We start from the raw sequence: 20,978 nt of genomic DNA on the forward strand, positions 1-20,978 counted from the left end.
GAAAGAGGGTACTTCCATTGGCATATCATGACTTGCGTGAATTTATTAGGGCACTGGAAAAGAAAAATCTATTAAAACGAATTAAAGTGGAAGTAGATCCAAAGTTTGAAATAACAGAAATCACTGACAGGGTTTGTAAATCCGGAGGTCCGGCCTTGCTGTTTGAAAAGGTTAAGGGCTATGACATGCCGGTGCTGACAAATGCTTTTGGTTCTTTGGAAAGAATGGCCATGGCTTTAAACACAAAGAACTTGGATGAAATTGGCAAAGAACTGTTGAGTTATATACAACCTCCGGAATTACCCACCTCTTTTATGGATAAATTGAAAGTGCTCCCCAAATTGGCCCAAATATCATCCTTTTTGCCCAAAACCGTAAAGTCCGGTCCGTGTAAAGAAGTAATAATCAAAGATAATCCCTCGCTAAAAAAAATCCCTGTATTGACTTGCTGGCCAAAGGATGGAGGGCCCTTTATAACTTTACCCATGGTATTTACCAAGGACCCGGAAACGGGCCGGCGCAACGTGGGAATGTACCGCATGCAGGTCTTTGACGAGCGTACCACGGGAATGCACTGGCACATACACAAAGGCGCAGCCGAACATTATCGAAAGAAAAAAGGGAGAATGCCGGTTGCCATAGCCCTGGGCGGTGACCCGGCCAGTATTTATGCCGCAACTGCACCCCTTCCCCCTGGAATTGACGAAATGCTATTTGCTGGCTTCTTGCGTAAAGAGCCGGTGGAAATGGTACCTTGTGAGACGGTAGACCTGGAAGTTCCGGCCCGGTCCGAGATTGTGCTGGAAGGATATGTCGATCCTGCAGAGACACGTCCTGAGGGACCCTTTGGCGACCATACCGGGTATTATTCACTGGTTGACGAATATCCTGTTTTCCATTTAACATGTATTACTCACCGGAAAGATCCCATTTACCCGGCCACCATAGTGGGACGTCCCCCCATGGAAGATGCTTATATGGGCAAAGCCACAGAGCGTATATTTCTGCCGCTTATACAATTGCAACTTCCGGAAATACAGGACATTAATATGCCTCCGGAAGGTGTGTTTCACAATTGTGTCATAGTTTCCATTAAAAAAACTTACCCCGGCCAGGCCCAAAAAGTAATGTGCGCTCTCTGGGGAATGGGCTTAATGATGCTGGCCAAGTTAATCATAGTGGTTGACCATGATGTTGACGTACAAAACCTTTCCGAAGTTATGTGGCGGGTTTTTAACAATATCGATCCCAAACGGGATATTACCATAATTAACGGCCCCTTGGATGCCCTTGATCATTCATCACCCCTGCCCCATTACGGCAGCAAAATGGGCATTGACGCCACCAGGAAATGGGCTCAAGAAGGACATCCGAGGGAGTGGCCGGAGGATATAACTATGTCCAAAGAAATTAAAGACTTGGTAGACAGAAAGTGGGGTAAATATGGTATTTAAAAAAATTAAAATATTTCTGAAAATGATTAAATTTGAACATACCATTTTTGCCCTCCCTTTCGCCTATGTGGGTGCCCTTTTAGTGGAAAAGAAAGTTCCATTGGCCCACGACATTATATGGATTACCCTGGCCATGGTAGGCGCTCGTACCGCCGCCATGACCTTAAATCGGGTAATTGACCGGCACATTGATGCAAAAAATCCGCGCACCCAGGGACGGGCCATCCCCAAGGGGCTAATTTCGGTAACGGAAGCATGGTTATATATCATTTTATCCTTCGGCTTGCTGATGATTTCAGCTTACCAATTAAGTACCCTTACCATTAAGCTCTTTCCCATAGCAGTCGCAGTCTTAGTAATTTACTCCTATACCAAGCGATTTACCTGGACTTGTCACCTTTTTTTAGGTGCGGCCCTGGGACTGGCTCCCCTAGGTGCCTGGATAGCTATAGCCAATTCCTTTCACCCGGCCCCGGTATTGCTGGGTATTGGTGTAGCCTTTTGGGTAGCCGGGTTTGATATCATTTATGCCTGTGACGATTATGAATTCGACCGCAGGGAAGGGCTTTACTCCATTCCTGCCAAATTTGGGATTGCCCGGGCCCTTACCATTTCTACCATATTCCACATAATTGCTCCACTTATGTTCCTGCTGACGGGACTAATATTACACCTTGGGGCCTTTTACATGACAGGAATTATTTTAGCAGTAGGGCTCCTGTTTTACCAACACCGCTTAATATCACCTGAAGATATGAGCCGGGCGGGTGTGGCGTTTTTTAACCTGAACGGAACTTTAAGCGTGGTAGTATTTTTATTTACGCTGCTGGAAGTACTATGAAAGCTGTAATGCCGTCCCAGGCGGCAGGGCACCTGTTTTAAATTTATGTATTAAGGGGAGACCGCTGTGAATAAACTGTTTGCCTCGGAAGAATTGAAGGACATTATTTATAAGGTGGAAAACGGCGAAAGACTTAGCCGGGAAGACGGGGTAAGATTGTTCAAATCCGGAGACCTTTTAACCATTGGATACCTGGCCAACCTGGTCAGGGAACGAAAAAACGGAAATAAAACATATTTTATAGTTAACAGGCACATTAATCATACAAATATATGCATCAATCAATGCCGCTTTTGTGCCTTTGGCAGGGACAAGACAGCTGCCGGCGCTTACACCTTGAGTTTGGACGAAATAGAGAAAAAAGCCAGGGAATCGGCAGGAGAAGGCATCTCCGAAATACACATAGTGGGAGGATTGAATCCTGAACTGACCCTTGACTATTACGTAGAAATGCTGCAGCGGGTTCGTAAAGTACTACCGGAGGTAATTATCCAGTCCTTTACGGCAGTGGAAGTTGAATACCTTGCCAACTTGCATAACATGTCAATTAAAGAAGTACTGATAACCTTAAAGAAAGCGGGCCTTGACTCTTTGCCCGGCGGGGGAGCTGAAATATTTGCCCCCCACGTAAGGGAAAAAGTTTGCCCCAACAAAATAAGCGGGGAAAAATGGCTGGAAGTTCACCGCTGTGCCCATGAAATTGGCATGAGAACCAATGCCACCATGCTATACGGCCACATAGAAACAATCGAAGATAGAATTGACCACCTTATTCAATTAAGGCACTTACAAGACCAAACAAAAGGATTTTTGGCCTTCATTCCCTTGGCCTTTCATCCTAAAAATACCGCCATGGAATCCATGGGACTTTCAACAACTACAGGTTACGATGACCTGAAAGTTCTTGCCATTTCCCGCCTCATGCTGGATAATTTTGACCATATCAAAGCTTTTTGGATAATGATTGGCCCTAAATTAGCTCAAGTTTCTTTATCCTTTGGTGTAGATGACCTGGACGGAACGGTAGTGGAAGAAAAAATTGCCCATGATGCAGGAGCACAGACCGGTCAATACTTGCCGAAGTCCCAATTGATAAATATGATTAAGTCTGCCGGGCGTGAGCCGGTGCAAAGGGATACCCTTTATAATGTTGTTGAGGAGGGGTTTTAAATGCCCCAGCTTAAAATCGGCCAAGTTGATTACATTAATTGCCTCCCGGTTTATCATGCACTGGAAGAAAATCTTTTACCTTTGGAATATGACCTGGTTAAGGGGCCGCCCACTCAATTAAATGACATGTTCTTAAATGACCGGCTGGCCGTTACCCCCATTTCTTCAATCGAATATGCGCGGAATAGTGACAGCTGTATTATTCTCCCGGGAATGTCCATAAGCGCCGACGGGAGGGTGGCAAGTATATTATTATTTAGCAAAGTACCGGTAACGGAACTGGAAGGGAAAAAGGTATGTCTAACCTCATCATCGGCCACGTCGGTCGCCCTGCTGAAAATCCTTTTTGAACATTATTTCCACGTGGATGCCATATATGAAACGACACCTCCCGACCTCAAATTGATGCTGAAAAAAGGAGACGGGGCACTGCTTATAGGTGATGACGCCATGCTCGCCCACCAAATGGTAAAAGAAACGGGGTGGGAGATACATGTCACCGATCTTGGTGAAGCATGGAAAAACTTTACCGGACTAAAAATGGTTTACGCCCTTTGGGCTGTTAAACAATCCCTGGCCGAAACCCATCCTGAACAAGTTAACCAACTGGTAGAAATATTGCATAGATCCAGAGAAATAGGTCTCAAAGATATACCCGCACTGATTAAAAAGGCCCATTACAGGACCAAACTTCCCATACCGGTACTGGAAGATTACTTTAACACAATTCACCACGAGTTGGGAAAAGATGAAAGAAAGGCTTTGCTGACATTTTTCGACTATGCTTATAAAAGCGGCTTAATTAAAGAACGGACACGGTTAAGAATTTGGGGTGAAGATACTTGATAAACCTCCAGGACATTTTGGAAAAGGCAGTGGACGGGAAAAGATTAACCTTTGAGGAAGGTACTTACCTTTTAAAATACGGTGATTTGATTACCCTCGGCCGGGCCGCCGACTTAGTAAAAAAAAAAGTACATGCCAATACAAAAATAGTTACCTTTGTTATAGACCGTAATATTAATTATACCAATATTTGTTCCTGCGGGTGCAAATTTTGTGCTTTTTTCCGGTCTCCCAATGACCCTGACGCATACATCTTAAGCAGAGAAGAGCTATTTCAAAAGATTGATGAAACGGTGCAGGCCGGGGGGACGGAATTATTAATACAAGGGGGTCTGCACCCTGAGCTGGGTATTGAATATTACGAAAATCTACTCCGGGATATCAAAGGACGCTACCAGATACACATCCATTCCTTTTCACCTCCGGAAATAATCCACATGGCGAAAATTTCAGGTATTAGTATAAAAGAAGCCCTTTCTCGTCTTAAAGACGCGGGCCTGGACTCCCTGCCCGGGGGAGGGGCCGAAATACTGGTTGACCGCGTGCGGAAGAAAATAAGTCCCAATAAAATTTCCTGGTCTCAGTGGATGCAGGTTATGGAAATCGCCCACCGCCTGGGATTGAAGACTACCGCTACAATGATGTTTGGTCATGTGGAGTATCCGGAAGAGAGGATATTACACATGATCCGGGTACGGGAACAGCAAAACCGCACCGGTGGATTCACTGCCTTCATACCATGGACCTTCCAGCCTAAAAATACCCGCTTGGGCGGCGATACTGCCACCGGAGTAGATTATTTAAAAACCCTGGCCGTTTCCAGGCTGGTGATTGACAATATACCCAACATACAGGCATCCTGGGTAACCCAAGGTACAAAAATAGCCCAAGTGTCCCTTTTTTTCGGGGCCAACGATTTTGGCAGCACTATGCTGGAAGAAAACGTTGTACGTGCTGCCGGAGTGACTTACAGGGTATCTTTAAATGAAATTATTCACTGTATTAGGAAAGCAGGTTTTATCCCCGCGCAGCGAACTACGGATTATAAAATTTTAAAAATCTTCGACAAGTAGCTTTAATATAATTATTCGATGTTTCCACAGGGGAAAGTTATTAAACCCGGTACTTTTAAAATGCCGGGTTTTTTAATCTCCTTATAAATACTTAAGAAAAACGGAGATAAATGGAAGATTCCCTTGCTTTTAAGTTATTCCTGCCATATAATTTTGGGCAAAATGGTCACTGTGGAGGCAAGCTATGGCAAATTCAAAACCAGTTAATTATCTCAGGCAATTACCCGCGGTGAACGAAATTATGCGGAGCCTCGAACTACAAAAAATTCTGGAACAAAATCCACGGAATTTGGTTGTTAATACAATAAGACAAGTACTTGAAAAAAATCGGCGCAATATTTTGGCGGGACAAGAAAAACCGTCATCTCAAAAAGAACTAAAAGAAAAAATTATCGCCGAAGTTTTAGTGCAAGTAGAAAAACATAATATCCCCGGGCTGCGCCGGGTAATTAATGCCACGGGGGTTGTTATACATACCAATTTGGGGCGGGCCCTTTTAAGTAAAAGCGCCCTGCAGGCAGTGGGAATGGTTGCATCAGGTTATAGTAATTTGGAACTGAACTTGGATACAGGTAAGCGGGGCTCCCGTTACGAGCCCCTGGAAGATTTGCTGGTGGAACTCACCGGGGCCGAGGCAGCGCTGGTAGTCAACAATAATGCCTCGGCAGTTCTCCTGGCCCTCGGAACTTTAGCTTGCAATAAGGAAGTAATTGTTTCCCGGGGACAGCTGGTTGAGATAGGCGGCTCTTTCCGAATTCCTGATGTGATGGCCCAGAGCGGAGCCAGGCTGGTTGAAGTTGGAACAACCAATAAAACATACCCGGATGACTACCGCCGGGCCGTTAATGAAAACACCGCCCTGTTATTGAACGTACATACCAGCAACTACCGTATTGTAGGATTCACCCGGGAAACGAGCGTTAAAGAACTGGTAGAAGTGGGTAAGGAAAAAGGAATTCCCGTAATGTCGGACCTGGGCAGCGGGTCACTGGTGGACCTCCGGGACTTGGGACTTCCCTACGAGCCTACTGTAAAGGAAACAGTTGCCGCCGGCACAGATATAGTAACTTTTTCAGGAGATAAACTTTTAGGTGGGCCACAGGCAGGTATCATTGTGGGAAAGCGGAATTTCATCGAAAAGATGAGGAAAAACCCTTTGACCAGGGCCATACGCATAGATAAATTTACGGTGGCCGCCCTGGAAGCAACCCTGAGAGAATATCGAGACCCGTCAAGTGCACTGGCCAATATTCCCACCCTGAGAATGCTGGCAGCCACTTTAAAAGATTTGTACCCCAGGGCAAAAAAATTGTTGGATATGCTCAACGAACTGTCCCTGCCCCATGTGGAATTTAACCTTGTGGAAACGGTCTCGAGGGTGGGGGGCGGGGCCCTGCCCACGGCTGAACTGCCATCCTATACAGTGGAAATTATACCTAAAAATATGGAAGTATCCGAACTGGCTTCCCGGTTACGGAAAGGCAATCCCGCAGTTATAGGACGCATCCAGGACGACAGGCTCCTCCTGGATATACGCACGGTACAAGAAAATGAAGATGAACAACTGTTTAAAGCAATAGCTAAAATTCTACGGGATGCCGGGTAAACTCACTGCTTTAAGAAACCGGAAGAAGGTGGCTATGTTGAGGCATTTTATTATCGGAACAGCCGGTCACGTGGACCATGGTAAAACAGTCCTGGTAGAAAGGCTGACAGGCATCAATACAGACAGGTTAAAAGAAGAAAAGGACAGGGGAATTTCTATAGAGCTCGGATTTGCTTCCCTCACCTTGAATAACGGGCAGACGGCCAGCATAATTGACGTTCCCGGCCACGAGCGCTTTATAAAAAACATGCTGGCCGGGGTTGGCGGAATCGATATGGTTATGCTGGTAATTGCGGCAGACGAAGGTATAATGCCCCAAACCCGCGAGCACCTGGATATCATTCAACTTCTTCAGATAAATAAGGGAATTGCAGTCATCACAAAAATTGACCTGGTGGATGAAGAGCTTTTGGAGCTGGTAGAAGAAGATGTGCGGGACTTTCTTTCCCGGACAGCCCTTGCTGGCGCCCCTATCATTAAAGTTTCCTCCTTAACCGGAGAGGGAATAGACCAACTAAAAAAAGCCCTGACCGAAATAGCTGAAACCATACCTCCCAGACCGGAGACCGGTTTTCCGAGATTGCCGATAGACCGGGTTTTTTCCGTTACCGGTTTCGGTACTGTGGTCACCGGCACGCTTATTTCAGGCCGCCTGGAAATCGGCGCAAACGTGGAAATTTACCCGCAGGGCATTCAGTCTAAAATTCGTTCCCTGCAGGTACACGGGCAAAAACAAAGTCATGCCAGTGCAGGGCAGAGGGTGGCGGTAAACTTAACGGGCGTGGAAACCAGTGATATTAAAAGAGGGAACGTACTCGCCGCTCCGGGAACCTTAAAACCCTGGAACAGGCTGGACGTAAAGCTGCATCTTTTAGAAAGCACCCCGCGCCCGCTTAAAAACAGAGCCAGGGTAAGGGTATACCTGGGGACTGCAGAAATATTATCCCGGGTAATTCTTTTGGACAGAGAAGAACTAAATCCTGGAAATGATTGTTATGCCCAACTCCTGCTGGAAAAGATGGCTTCATGTGCCAAAAATGACCGGTTTGTTATTCGTTCCTATTCCCCCATGCGTACCATTGGCGGCGGAAAAGTTATCGACCCCACGGCCCGCAAACATAAACGGTTGCAGCCGGAAGTTATTGAGGCCCTTAAAACCAGGGAAAAGGGTTCCCCACCTGAACTGGCCGAACAATTTTTAGCAATACAAAAAACACTTCTTACAATAGATGAAATCAAACCTTTGTCCGATTTGAGCCGGAAAGAAAAGATCAATACTTTAACGGAATTACTCAATAAAAACAAAGTTAAAAAAATAGAGGGAGATCCTGACCTTTACGTTCTCACAAGCATTTACAGCCAATGGTCGGAACAAATATCAGACCTGTTAAAACAATATCACCGCCAGTACCCTTTACGAGAAGGCTATCCCAGGGAAGAATTACGGTCGCGGAAATTTTCCAATCTTTCCTCCAAGCAATTCCAGCAACTTTTGCAAACAATGGAAGAGGACGGATTTCTAAAATTACATGCCCAAACCATTTCCGCCCCCGGTTTTAAGCCGCAGCCAAGCGACAGGCAGAAAAAAATTATCGAGCAAATCGAAGAAAAATTTAAATCCGCCGCCTTTCAACCTCCCGCCTGGGTCGATACTTGCAAGCAGGTAAAACTTGACGAAGAGCAGGTTAACGAAATTTTACAGTATCTCCTGCGGGAGGAAATTTTAATAAAGTTAAGCGATAATATTTATTTTCACCGGGAGGTTTTGGAGGAGGCGAAATCAAAAATAGCCAACTACCTGAAAGAAAAAGGGGAAATTTCCATTGGAGAGGCCAGGGACATTCTCCAAACATCCAGAAAATACGCCCTGCCGCTCCTGGAATATTTCGATGCCCGGAAAATAACCCGGAGGGTAGGGGACATGAGGGTAGCCGGCAAGGCGCTGGAATAAAAAAGCCGCTGCTTCCTGGCAAGCGAATTGCGTAATGCCGGTAATGAATAGGGGGAATAATTTTGCCTGCTGCCAACCCGCTCTTGGATTATATAAGAAATGTAATTTCCAGCCAGGGACCCATAACCTTTGCCCAATTCATGGATATTGCCCTGTACCACAAACAGTGGGGCTACTATATGAAAAACGTCCAGTTGGGCCGGCAAGGAGATTTTTTTACCAGCCCCCACGTCAGTCCCGTTTTTGGCCGCATGTTAGCCCGCCAACTACACGAAATGTGGGAGCTGGCAGGGAAGCCCAACGGGTGGGAGTTGGTGGAATACGGCCCCGGAGAAGGCTTATTAAGCAGAGACATTCTAATTACCATAAAGGAAGAATTCTCGTCATTCTTTAATGCCATAAATTACCGGCTTTTGGAAACCAGTGACACCCTGGCCAAGCGACAAAAAGAACTTCTGAAGAAATCTAACTTCAAACCACTTAAAGTAAAATGGATCAAAAGTTTAGATGAAATAAGCCCGGTCCCTTTCAAAGGATGTATTTTCTCAAATGAACTGATAGATTCATTTCCCGTACACTTGGTTAGGCAAACTGAAGATGGCTTGAGGGAACTATACGTTACCATTCAAGACGGGGAATTGACCTTTATACCGGGCCAATTATCAACTGAAAAACTTGAAGAATACTTCGCAGAGCAAAGTATAGAACTGGCACCGGGCCAAACCGCCGAAGTTAATCTTAATGCCATTACATGGCTTGCCGGCGTAGCAAAATTTTTAAATAAGGGATTTGTTTTAACCATTGATTACGGCATGTCGGCTGAGGAATTATATTCCCCGGCTCGCTTTGACGGCACCCTTCGCTGCTTTTCCAGGCATCGGCTGAATACGTCCCCCCTGGAAGACGTTGGGCAGCAAGACATCACAGCAAGTGTCAACTTTACCGCCCTGGAAAAATGGGGTGAAATGGTGGGCCTAAAGAGCCTCGGTTCAATCAGCCAATCCCAGTTTTTAATTAATTTGGGTATTCTGGAAGAACTGAGAACGGGCCGCGAGTATAGCTACGACCCCTTAAAAATAAAAAAGACCATGGCCATAAAACAATTGATCATGCCCGAAGGAATGGGAAGGGTTTTTAAAGTACTGGTCCAATATAAAGGATTCGACACCCCTCCTCAGCTGTTCGGGCTGCGTCCGGGCAGAGGAATTTAAAATTCTCTACAAATGTTTATAAATACTTTTTTTCCGGGAAAGATATTTCCGGAGGTGATAATAATAACGTCCAAGTCAAGCAATACTGATTTTCCCTCTTTATCCATTGATGCTAAAAATTCCGGTTCAAAAAGCAAATGCGCCCAAAAACCGGACGACGCCACCCTGGAAGCAGCGATAAAGTCTTCAGAAAGGGATGAAAGCTGTTCCGTAAGCAACTCGGAAACATAAAAGCCGCGTTACCCACGCGGCTTTTCTTTAATCTTTTTTATGGCTTCCACGGCCAGCCGATCACAACGATTATTATACTTATTGTCGGCATGACCCTTTACCCACACCCATTTAACCCTATGCCTGGAAGCCAGTTCAAGGACTCTTTTCCAGAGATCCGGGTTTTTGGCCGGTTTATCTTTACCCCTCATCCACCCTTGGGCCTGCCATCGCTTTACCCATCCCTTATTCATGGCGTCAACAATATATTTGCTGTCTGAGTAAAGGGTAACCCGGCAGGGCCGTTTCAGGGCTTCAAGCCCCTTGATAACTGCCATTAGCTCCATTCTATTATTGGTGGTATTTTCACACCCTCCCGATAATTCCTTTATAATTTCCTTATATTTTAAAACAACCCCGTACCCCCCGGGACCCGGATTCCCGCTGCACGCCCCGTCCGTATAAATTTCAACTTCCGTCAAAAACATCTCTCCCGTTACACTTTTTAGGTAAGAATTATACCACGTATTACCATTGGATGTAAATACGCGGCATAGAAGCAAAAATTTTAGAATCTCCTGGATTTAAATAAATCATCCATCGACAATGATTTTTGTCATCTTAAGAAGGATTTTAGCGAATAACATGGAATCAATTTAGGGTTAACTTTAGATTGAAACGGCTTAAGAGGAGGTGGCAGTTTCCAAGGAGGTTTTTTAAAACTTATAAATCATAGAAAAGTAAGGGAGGTTGAAGGGGTTGTCCATAAAAAATTTCAAGTTTCTTTCGATATTAATGCTCACCATTGCAGCCACTTTGTTATTGGCCGGCTGTGGCGAGAACGAGAACACGGCACAGGATCAAAATGATGACAAAATTAAAGTGGCTTTCATGTATGTAGGGCCGGTAGGGGATGCCGGGTGGACCTATGCCCATGATCAGGGGAGAAAATACCTGCAAGAAAAACTTGATTACGTTGTGGCCGAAGATATAGTAGAAAATGTCTCTGAAGGGGCGGAGGCAGAAACCGTACTGACCCAGTTGGCCGAAAAAGGTAACGATGTTATTTTCTCCACCAGCTTCGGGTTTATGGACCCAACCATTAATGTTGCCAAGAAATATCCCGATAAAATTTTTCTTCACTGCTCGGGATATAAAACCGCCGAGAATGTAGGTACATATTTCGGTAGAATGTACCAGGCCCGCTTCTTAACAGGTCTTGTGGCAGGAAGAGCAACCAAAAGTAACATTATAGGTTATGTGGCTGCATATCCCATCCCGGAAGTCATTCGCGGTATAAACGCCTTTACCTTGGGAGTCAGAAAAGTAAATCCGGATGCCATTGTAAAAGTTGTGTGGACCAATACCTGGTACGATCCAGCTAAGGAAAAGGATGCCGCCAAGGCATTGCTTGATGCCGGGGCAGATGTCATCGCCCAGCACCAGGATACCCCGGGACCACAGGAGGCCGCCGAGGAGGCCGGAGTCTACGGTATAGGCTATAACACCGATATGAGTAAGTTTGCTCCCAAAGCGGTTCTTACTTCAGCCATTTGGAACTGGGGGCCCTACTATGTAAAAACCCTTGAAGCCATAAAAAACGGCACCTGGAAATCCAACCAGTACTGGGGTTCCCTGGCCGAGGGCATAGTTGATATTGCTCCTTTCGGCCCCATGGTGGATGATGAAACCAAAGAGCTGGTTAAAAAGTGGAGAGCCAAAATAGAAAATGGTAAATGGGACGTATTTTATGGCCCAATTAAAGATCAAAACGGCAATATCAGGGTAGAAGAAGGACAAAAAATGACCGATGAAGAAATTCTCAATATGGATTGGTTTGTAGAAGGTGTAAGGGGAAGCCTTAAATCCTCTAAATAAATACCAACCAGGGTTACTGGCAGGACATCCTGCCAGTAACCCTTTGTTAAGAGGCGACAGTATGAGGCAAGAATTCCTCCTGGAAATGAAACAAATAACCAAGAAATTTCCCGGAGTACTGGCAAATGATAAAATTGATTTCTCGGTGAAGCCGGGAGAAATTCACATGCTGCTGGGAGAAAACGGCTCCGGGAAGAGTACCTTAATGAGCATTTTGGCCGGGCTTTACAAACCCGACTCCGGTGAAATATATATTAAAGGCAAAAAAGTTAATTTTAAATCGCCCCGGGACGCCATTGATGCAGGTATCGGCATGGTTCACCAGCATTTTAAACTGGTGGAAACCTTCACCGTAGCAGAAAACATAATACTTGGAACCGGCCAAAAGTTTAAATTAAATATGCCTCTTGTGGAAAGTCAAATTACAAAAATTTCCGCAAAATACGGGCTGATGGTGGACCCTGCCGCAAAAATATGGCAGCTCTCTGTTGGAGAAAAACAAAGAGTAGAAATATTAAAAATGCTTTACAGGGGATCGGAATTACTGGTGCTGGACGAACCAACGGCTGTTCTTACCCCCCAAGAAAGCCGCGACCTGTTCAAGAACCTCAGACAAATGGCAGAAGATGGCCGGGGAATAGTAGTTATAACCCACAAGCTCCAGGAAGTAATGGAAGCTGCCGACCGGGTTACCGTATTACGTTCCGGGAAGGCTGTGGCCACCCTGTATAGAAAAGACATTACGGAGCAGGATCTGGCTTGGCTTATGGTAGGGCGAGACGTAGTTTTCCAGCAAAAAAAATCCCCTCAAAACTTCGGTGTAAAGGTTTTGGAACTAAATCAAGTGGAGGCCCTTAACGATAACGGCAGGCCCGCCTTGCGGGGGATTACGCTGGACGTTCGAAAAGGAGAAATTTTCGGCATTGCAGGGGTAGCCGGAAACGGGCAGCGGGAACTGGCGGAAGTTATTACGGGTATACGCAAGTGTACTTCCGGCAGCATCTACCTAAATAATAAAAACATTACCAACTTGGAACCGGGTGAAATTATTGGTCGAGGAGTAGGGTACATTCCGGAGGACCGCTTAGGCACAGGCCTTATACCGAAACTTGGCGCCGTGGATAATGTAATGTTAAAAGAATATAAAAGTGCCTTTTCCCGCGGGCCTTTATTGGATTATAAAAAGGCTTTTTCAAAGACAAAAAGTCTTATATCCCAGTTTAATATTAAACTAACTAATCCGAGTGCGCCGGTCAGCCTGCTATCAGGCGGAAACTTGCAAAAATTGCTCCTGGCCAGGGAAATATCATTAAACCCGGCTCTTCTGGTTGCCGTTTATCCTGTGCGCGGGCTGGACGTGGGCGCCACTGAAGCGGTGCACCGGCTGCTCCTTGAACAGCGATCTAAAGGGACCGCCATATTACTCATTTCAGAAGATCTGGATGAAATTTTTAAACTTAGCGACAGAATTGGAGTTCTTTACGAAGGCCAAATAACCGGCATTTTAAAAACAGAACATGCTGATTTGGAAGAAATTGGTCTCCTGATGATGGGGACTAAAAAAACAGGGGAAATGCTATCATGAACAACCTGCAAAATATACTTCCCCCCATATCCCTGGAAAAGAGACTTCTCCCTTCACCGGCAGCCAGCCTGCTGGTGCCGTTAATTTCGATTACTTTGGCCCTTTTAATCGGGGGAATATTTCTTGGTCTCACCGGTAAGGACCCCTTACAGGTTTATTTAGTAATGTTCGTCAACTCTTTCGGCTCTACTTACGGGCTGACCGAAACCGTTGTAAAGGCAATTCCCCTTCTGCTGGCAGGGCTAGGGCTGGCTGTTGCCTTTCGTATGCAACTATGGAACATTGGCGGTGAAGGACAAATATATATGGGGGCCTTTGGAGCCACCTGGGTGGCGCTAAACTTTCCTAATCAGCCTGTATGGATAGTATTGCCTGCGATGGTACTGGCCGGATGTATTGCAGGGGCCTTTTGGGCCCTCATACCCGCCATACCCCGTGCTTATCTGGGGGTTAACGAAATCATTACCACCCTTATGCTAAACTATGTTGCCATATTATGGGTGGATTACCTGGTCTATGGCCCGTGGAAAGACCCCAACGGGTATAATTTTCCCATAACGGCTCCTTTTTCGGAATCCGCCGTACTGCCCACACTGAACGATACGCGCATTCATGCCGGCTTATTAATAGGTATTATTTTGGCAATTATATTTTACATAATAATTTTTCACACAAAATTTGGATATGAAATCCGGGTAATAGGGGAAAGCCCCGAGGCGGCCCGTTATGGCGGCATGAACATTACCAAAAAAATTCTACTGGTGATGATGATCAGCGGAGCCGTTTGCGGACTTGCAGGCATGGCCGAAGTGGCCGGCGTTACTCACCGGCTTCAACACGGTTTCTGCCCGGGATACGGTTATACCGCAATTATCGTGGCCTGGCTAAGCAAGCTAAACCCCATTGGCATTATCATCGTTGCCTTATTGTTCGGCGGCCTGCAGGTTGGAGGATACGCAATACAGATGAGCGGCGTCTCTGCCACTGTAGTGTCAATGTTGCAGGGAATCTTGTTATTTTTCGTATTAGGCGGCGAAATACTTACACGATACAGGATCTCAATTAATACCCGCAACGGCCAGGGGGATGATGCCTCGTGAACTCAGACATTTTAATCGCCATGCTGGCCACCGCCATAACCGCAGGCACCCCGATCCTTTATGCTGCCCTGGGGGAGATTTTGGCCGAGCGCTCGGGAATATTGAACCTGGGCGTGGAAGGTATGATGCTGGTTGGTGCCGTCAGCGGCTTTATAGCCGCCTTTAAGACAAATAACCCGTGGATGGGTGTCTTTGTAGCCATGGCGGCAGGTGGGGCCATGGCCTCCATCCACGCATTTTTTACGGTAACCATGAAAGCAAACCAAACGGTCAGCGGCCTGGCCTTAACCATTTTCGGTACCGGATTGAGCGGATACCTGGGCAAGCCCATGGTTGGGATACCGTTAGAAATTTCCTTCAAGACACTTGAATTACCCGTATTAAGTAATATTCCATTCATCGGCCCGATAATGTTCCGGCAAGATGCCCTGGTTTATTTAAGTTACCTGCTTGTTCCTGCGCTATGGTTTTTTATATACAGGACCAAGCCCGGGCTGCAATTGCGGGCGGTGGGTGAAAACCCGGCAGCTGCCGACTCCCTGGGGATTAATGTTTTCCGTATCAAATATATTTACGTAATCTTGGGCGGTATGCTGGCAGGTTTGGGGGGAGCTTATCTTTCCTTGGTTTATGTACCTACCTGGATGGAAAACATGGTGGCCGGCCGGGGATGGATAGCCGTTGTCCTGGTAATATTCGCCACCTGGAACCCGGGCCACGCACTTTTGGGCTCATATATCTTTGGAGGAATTGACGCCCTGGGATACCGCCTGCAAACACTGGATGTGCTGATACCTCCCTATTTTCTTAAAATGCTGCCGTACCTTTTCACAATAATAGTCCTCATCCTCGTAACAGGGAAAAATGCCGTCAAGCATATCGGGGCACCCCGCTCTTTAGGTCTGTCCTATGACCGGGAAGAACGGTAACAAATCCCAGGTAAAAGGAGTTAAGTTTATGCAAGCTCTTAAGGAAAAAATATTAAAGGAAGGTAAAGTGCTGTCCGATACCATACTTAAGGTGGACTCTTTTTTAAATCACCAAATTGACCCCGCGCTTATCATGGAATTGGGAAAGGAACTCGCCTTTAGATTTCAAGAGGACTCTGTAACTAAAATTCTTACCGTTGAAGCTTCTGGAATTGCCGTTGCCATGGCCACCGGACTGGCCCTTAACGTCCCGGTGGTTTTTGCCAAAAAGAAACGGGCAGCTACAGCCGACCCCAATGTGTTTTCCAGTACCATTTATTCTTTTACTAAAAAAGAGTCTGTGGAAATATATGTAAACAGCCGTTTTTTACAGCCCACGGACAATATCTTACTGGTAGACGATTTCCTGGCTCAAGGAGATGCGCTTAGGGGCATGGTAGATATAGTCCGGCAATCAGGTGCCTCAATAGCAGGGGTAGGTATTGTCATTGAAAAGGTCTTTCAGGGAGGAGGACAAGCCCTCAGGGAAGAAGGAATACGGATAGAATCCCTGGCCCCTATAACCAGCCTTGCTAACGGGAAAATTATCTTTGATTCCTAAAACACCTTAAAAAGGTGTTTTTTATTTAGTTGCCCCTCTGGGTAAAAACACCCGATTGTTTTTTGTCCGCGTATGTACTACAATGTTACGGGGCTTTGTCGCCGGCTTTGGCACTCCAATCTGGAGGTGGAGACAAACAATGAGTATTCAAGAGGTACGGATAACAAATCGCCCCGGACTTCCTGATGCTAGGGGAGACGAAATATTATACGAAATTAAACATTCCCTTCGCTTAGATAATATTACTTCCGTTAAAACAGCCAAGGTTTATCGTTTCGAAGGTATAAGTGAAAAAGAAGCTAAGTACCTGGCAGAAAAACTTTTGGCTGAATCCATATTTCAAAATTATACATTGAACCGGCCCATCCTTACCGGCTGTGATCATATATTGGAAGTGGCCTATAAGCCCGGGGTTATGAACCCTGAAGCCGCATCCCTTATGAAAGCAGCCAGGGACCTTGGCATAAACCACTTGAAAGCAGCCGATTCCAGCATGGAATACGGTTTCACCGGAGTTGGCATCACCGAAGAAGACATAAACTTAATCACCCGACGCCTTCTGGTGAATGATACCGTTGAACGTGTGGTTAGGGAAAGGCCAAAAACATTAATTATTGGAGGAAGTCCTGGCAAAACAGAGATTATACCCCTTCGCCGGATGACCGAAGGTGAAATGGAGGAATTGAGCAAAGACCGGCTTTTCTTGAACCTGGAAGAAATGAAAATAATACAATCCTATTTTATGAAAATAGGCCGGGATCCCACGGATTGTGAACTGGAAACTATTGCTCAGACATGGTCGGAACACTGCGTTCACAAGACATTCAAAGCTAAATTGATAGTAGACGGGCGAGAAAAAAAGCCCCTCATGGCCCGCTTACAGGAATCCACCCGAAATGCCAACCATCCCCTGGTACTCTCGGCCTTCGTGGACAATTCAGGGGTAATGGAATTTTACGATGGCCAGGCAATTTGCGGTAAGGTTGAAACACATAATTCTCCTTCGGCAATTGAGCCTTATGGAGGTGCCATGACCGGCAGCGGAGGTGTTTTCCGGGATATTATGGGTACCGGACAGGGGGCAAAGGTAATCGCCTCCACGGACATGTTTTGTGTGGCCCCACCTGACTTACCCTTTTCAGAAGTACCGGAAGGGTGCCTGCACCCTAATTACCTGCTGCGCCGGGTGGTTGCAGGTGTACGGGATTACGGCAATCGCATGGGCATCCCCACCAATAACGGCTCCGTACACTTCCACCGTGATTTCCGGGCTAAGCCATCCGTCATAGTCGGAGCCTACGGGATAATTCCCGCCGATAAGTGTAAAAAAGGAGAACCCGTGGAAGGAGACCTTGCCGTGGTTATAGGAGGTCGCACCGGAAGAGACGGCATTCACGGGGCCACCTTTTCCAGCGGGGAAATGACCGACAGAACCATGTCCGTTAATTCCAGCGCCGTGCAAATAGGTCATCCTATAGAAGAAAAAAGAATGAGTGACGCCCTTCTATTAGCCAGGGACCGCGGCTTAATCCGGGCCATTACCGACTGCGGGGCCGGAGGATTCAGCTCGTCTTTGGGCGAAATGGGTAAAAACATAGGCGTGGACGTTTGGCTGGATAAAGTACCTTTAAAATATCCCGGCCTTGCTCCGTGGGAAATATGGCAATCGGAAAGTCAAGAACGAATGGTCGTAGCTGTCAAACCTGAGAACCTTGAATCTCTGGTGGAAATATGTAAGGATCATAACGTAGAGGCCACCGTTATCGGAAAATTCACCGGAAACAGGCGGCTTAAAGTATACTACGGGAAAGAAATAGTTTGTGACCTGGATATGGAATTTCTTTATAATGGCCTGCCGCAACGCATTATGGCCGCATCCTGGAAGCCTGAAACTTTTAAGGAACCAGATACCAGTAAATCAATTAAGTGGGAAGAAACTTACAAAAAAATAATGGGAAGCCTCAATGTATGCTCCAAGGAACCCATTGTACGTCAGTATGACCACGGGGTGCAAAGCGGCAGCGCCCTTCCTCCTTATGGTGGAGTGGCCCACGACGGGCCCAATGATGCTACTATAATTACCCCCATACTGGGTAAGCCCTATGGAGTGGTAATCAGTCATGGTTTGAACCCCATTTTGAATAAAATAAATCCCTATTACGGCAGCTTGTGGGCAGCGGCGGAAGCAGTATCCAATGCAGTGGCAGCAGGGGCAAACCCGGAAGAAATATGTTTAATTGACAATTTTATATGGCCCTTCCCCGATGAAGAGTCGCTGGGCGCCCTGGACATGGCCGTAGATGCCTGCAGTGACTTTGTAAGGGCTACAGGAATGCCTTTTATCTCCGGAAAGGATAGTTTAAGCAGCACTTACCGCTCCAAAGAAGGAGAGGTAATAAAGATTCCGCCCGTCCTTTGTATTTCAGCCTTCGGCCGAATTCCCGACGTTACCAAAACCTCTTCTGCAGACTTTAAAGAAAGCGGCAACCAAATTGTTTTCGTAGGTCATCGCGATACTTCCCAAATGGCGGGTTCTGCCTATTTTGAACTGCTTGGTGCCCTGGGTAATAACCTGCCCCGGGTAGAGCCGGAAAAGTTATACGAAGTTTGGAAAGTGATACACAAATTAATAAAAAATAATAGCATCATAGCCTGCCATGACATAAGTGAAGGCGGGCTGGCGGCATGTTTGGCGGAGATGTGTTTTGGCGGAGGCTTGGGAGCTGAAATAAATATTCCCGGGAAAGAAAGGCCGGATTACTTCCTGTTTAATGAGACGGCAGGATGCTTCCTGGTGGAAGTGCCTGCTAACAAGGACCCCGCCCTGCTGTTTAATAATGTTCCCTTCGTGAAATTAGGGGTTATCACCTCCCGCCCCGTTATTACAGCCAAACAAGGGAACCGGCATTTATTTGAAATTAGCTTAGATGAATTAAAGGCCGCCTGGCAAAAACCCATGAGGGAGGTGTTCGGCGGTTGAGGCCTAAAGTATGCATTTTAAGAACAGACGGAACCAATTGCGATATTGAAACCCTTTACGCGGTGGAAAAAGCCGGAGCACAGGGGCAGTTGGTTCATATAAACCAGCTTCGCAGCGGCATGGAAAACTTACTTGATTACCAGATACTGGTTATACCCGGAGGATTCACCTACGGGGATGATGTTCATTCCGGCAAAATCCTGGCGGTGGAATTGATATCATTTCTAAAGGAACAAATGCTGGAATTTGTATCCCGGGGCAAACCAATCCTGGGCATTTGCAACGGGTTTCAGGTACTGGTGAGAACCGGCCTGCTCCCCAAAGGCAGGCCGGGGGATATCTCAGTCGCTTTAATGGGTAACGACAGCGGGCGCTTTGAATGCCGCTGGGTAAACATGAGAGTGGAAAAGTCAAACTGTATTTTTACCCGGGGAATGGAAGGTTCAATAGTTAGTTACCAGGCCGCCCACGGCGAAGGGAAATTTTATACCGATAGAGACACCTTAGAGTTCTTGGAAAATTCCAGTCAGGTGGTGTTCAGGTATTGTACAGCTGATGGGGAGCCCACTTCCTTATACCCGGCAAATCCCAACGGCTCCCTTAATGCCATTGCGGGAATATGCGATCCTACCGGAAAGATAATGGGCCTGATGCCCCACCCTGAAAGGTTTATTGAACCTTACCACCATCCCAACTGGCGGCGCCAATCCACAAAGCCGCAAGGACTGGCCATATTTGAAAATGCAGTGAAGTATGCACAACAAATATAAAACTAAACAGGATGAGTGATGCTTATGTTGATTCGAAAGGCAAAAATATCCGATGTTGAAACAATTCACAGCTTTATCTCCTATTACGCCGGCCAGGGACTGATGCTTCCCAGGTCGAGGTCTTCCCTTTACGAGGATATAAGGGAATTTACAGTAGCTGAGGAAAAAGGCAAAATTATCGGCACCGGGTCATTGCACATAATTTGGGAAGACCTGGCGGAAATTCGTGCCCTTGCCGTTCACCCGGAACGTCAAAGGGAAGGTGTCGGGCGGGCGCTCGTACAATCTTTTCTAGCCGAGGCGGATGAATTGGAAATTCCCAGGGTATTCGCCCTGACATACCAGGCTCCCTTTTTCCAAAAATGCGGCTTTGCCATAATAGCTAAAGAAGATCTTCCTCAAAAAGTGTGGAAAGAATGTATTAACTGTCCCAAGTTTCCTAAATGTGAGGAAGTTGCCGTTATAATAAACTTAAAATAGTAGTCAACAAAAATAGTTGACTGGCATATTGTTTTATTCTTCCACTGATATTTATATCTAGATAACCATGACTGGTGGCCAAATGCTCCCTACAACCATGCCGGAACAAAAGACTGGACTGAAACCAGCCCTTATGGGCGGGATCCGGTGCGAACAGGCTATCCCATGCAGGGGCCCGAAATAATAGCCGCTATCACCAGGGATTAAGTACTAAAAAGAAGCCGGGGCATTAAATGCCCCGGCTTCTTTCGTCGGCACGAAACACCTTAGCGCAGCGAGGAAGGGGGCAGCCA

The 20,978-nt window shown here is 46.3% G+C and carries 18 protein-coding genes and 1 pseudogene; 17 read left to right on the forward strand and 2 right to left on the reverse strand.

Going from position 1 to position 20,978, the window contains the following annotated elements:
- Positions 1-17: 17 nt before the first annotated feature.
- From ACX4JR_RS09265 to ACX4JR_RS09300, 8 genes are all read left to right on the forward strand, one after another.
- Positions 18-1,454 carry a menaquinone biosynthesis decarboxylase gene (locus tag ACX4JR_RS09265; RefSeq protein WP_476057799.1) on the forward strand — a complete coding sequence of 479 codons (1,437 nt, stop codon included), beginning with the start codon at positions 18-20 and terminating at the stop codon, positions 1,452-1,454.
- Entirely contained in the window at positions 1,444-2,295 is an 852-nt protein-coding gene (locus tag ACX4JR_RS09270) for a UbiA-like polyprenyltransferase (protein WP_476057800.1), read from the forward strand. Before ACX4JR_RS09265 ends, ACX4JR_RS09270 begins: the two co-directional genes overlap by 11 nt.
- Positions 2,296-2,361: 66 nt before the next feature.
- On the forward strand, positions 2,362-3,465 hold the full coding sequence (gene mqnE / locus ACX4JR_RS09275) for an aminofutalosine synthase MqnE (protein WP_476057801.1): 1,104 nt from the start codon (positions 2,362-2,364) through the stop codon (positions 3,463-3,465).
- The gene (locus ACX4JR_RS09280) at positions 3,466-4,311 is read left to right on the forward strand and encodes a menaquinone biosynthetic enzyme MqnA/MqnD family protein (RefSeq protein WP_476057802.1); all 846 of its coding nucleotides are present in this window, start codon (positions 3,466-3,468) and stop codon (positions 4,309-4,311) included.
- Positions 4,308-5,384: a cyclic dehypoxanthinyl futalosine synthase gene (gene mqnC, locus ACX4JR_RS09285; protein WP_476057803.1), complete on the forward strand. Its 1,077-nt coding sequence runs from the start codon at positions 4,308-4,310 to the stop codon at positions 5,382-5,384. Before ACX4JR_RS09280 ends, mqnC begins: the two co-directional genes overlap by 4 nt.
- A gap of 184 nt (positions 5,385-5,568) precedes the next feature.
- Positions 5,569-6,990, forward strand: a complete 1,422-nt coding sequence (gene selA / locus ACX4JR_RS09290; protein ID WP_476057804.1) for an L-seryl-tRNA(Sec) selenium transferase — start codon at positions 5,569-5,571, stop codon at positions 6,988-6,990.
- Positions 6,980-8,941 carry a selenocysteine-specific translation elongation factor gene (gene selB / locus ACX4JR_RS09295; protein ID WP_476057805.1) on the forward strand — a complete coding sequence of 654 codons (1,962 nt, stop codon included), beginning with the start codon at positions 6,980-6,982 and terminating at the stop codon, positions 8,939-8,941. The genes selA and selB overlap by 11 nt, the downstream gene beginning before the upstream one ends.
- Positions 8,942-9,003: 62 nt before the next feature.
- A complete protein-coding gene (locus tag ACX4JR_RS09300) occupies positions 9,004-10,152 on the forward strand; it encodes a class I SAM-dependent methyltransferase (RefSeq protein ID WP_476057806.1) in 1,149 nt (382 codons plus the stop codon).
- On the opposite strand, the gene ACX4JR_RS09305 is transcribed toward ACX4JR_RS09300, so the two are convergent.
- Complete coding sequence (locus ACX4JR_RS09305; RefSeq protein ID WP_476057807.1) at positions 10,149-10,370, reverse strand: hypothetical protein; 222 nt, start codon at positions 10,368-10,370, stop codon at positions 10,149-10,151. The genes ACX4JR_RS09300 and ACX4JR_RS09305 overlap by 4 nt on opposite strands.
- Positions 10,371-10,391: 21 nt before the next feature.
- Positions 10,392-10,844 carry a ribonuclease HI gene (gene rnhA / locus ACX4JR_RS09310; RefSeq protein ID WP_476057808.1) on the reverse strand — a complete coding sequence of 151 codons (453 nt, stop codon included), beginning with the start codon at positions 10,842-10,844 and terminating at the stop codon, positions 10,392-10,394.
- Positions 10,845-11,157: 313 nt separating this feature from the next.
- On the opposite strand from rnhA, the gene ACX4JR_RS09315 reads away from it, so the two are divergent.
- The 9 genes and pseudogenes from ACX4JR_RS09315 to ACX4JR_RS09355 all read left to right on the forward strand — a co-directional run.
- The gene (locus tag ACX4JR_RS09315; RefSeq protein WP_476060521.1) at positions 11,158-12,240 is read left to right on the forward strand and encodes a BMP family ABC transporter substrate-binding protein; all 1,083 of its coding nucleotides are present in this window, start codon (positions 11,158-11,160) and stop codon (positions 12,238-12,240) included.
- A 61-nt stretch (positions 12,241-12,301) separates the two neighbouring features.
- Positions 12,302-13,825, forward strand: a complete 1,524-nt coding sequence (locus ACX4JR_RS09320; RefSeq protein ID WP_476057809.1) for an ABC transporter ATP-binding protein — start codon at positions 12,302-12,304, stop codon at positions 13,823-13,825.
- Positions 13,822-14,925, forward strand: a complete 1,104-nt coding sequence (locus ACX4JR_RS09325) for an ABC transporter permease (RefSeq protein ID WP_476057810.1) — start codon at positions 13,822-13,824, stop codon at positions 14,923-14,925. The genes ACX4JR_RS09320 and ACX4JR_RS09325 overlap by 4 nt, the downstream gene beginning before the upstream one ends.
- Complete coding sequence (locus ACX4JR_RS09330; protein WP_476057811.1) at positions 14,922-15,854, forward strand: ABC transporter permease; 933 nt, start codon at positions 14,922-14,924, stop codon at positions 15,852-15,854. The genes ACX4JR_RS09325 and ACX4JR_RS09330 overlap by 4 nt, the downstream gene beginning before the upstream one ends.
- A 28-nt stretch (positions 15,855-15,882) precedes the next feature.
- Positions 15,883-16,455, forward strand: coding sequence for a xanthine phosphoribosyltransferase (locus ACX4JR_RS09335; protein WP_476057812.1), 573 nt, complete (start codon positions 15,883-15,885; stop codon positions 16,453-16,455).
- A 139-nt stretch (positions 16,456-16,594) separates the two neighbouring features.
- Complete coding sequence (gene purL, locus ACX4JR_RS09340) at positions 16,595-19,435, forward strand: phosphoribosylformylglycinamidine synthase subunit PurL (protein ID WP_476057813.1); 2,841 nt, start codon at positions 16,595-16,597, stop codon at positions 19,433-19,435.
- A complete protein-coding gene (gene purQ, locus ACX4JR_RS09345; RefSeq protein ID WP_476057814.1) occupies positions 19,432-20,205 on the forward strand; it encodes a phosphoribosylformylglycinamidine synthase I in 774 nt (257 codons plus the stop codon). Before purL ends, purQ begins: the two co-directional genes overlap by 4 nt.
- A gap of 24 nt (positions 20,206-20,229) precedes the next feature.
- Positions 20,230-20,685 (forward strand): N-acetyltransferase, encoded by a 456-nt coding sequence (locus tag ACX4JR_RS09350; protein WP_476060522.1) that lies wholly within the window; start codon positions 20,230-20,232, stop codon positions 20,683-20,685.
- 67 nt (positions 20,686-20,752) lie between these two features.
- Positions 20,753-20,889 (forward strand): annotated as a pseudogene (locus tag ACX4JR_RS09355) (thiamine pyrophosphate-dependent enzyme); the annotation flags it as partial.
- Positions 20,890-20,978: the final 89 nt, after the last annotated feature.

The sequence above is a fragment of the Desulfofundulus sp. JL263-se genome (assembly GCF_056316025.1).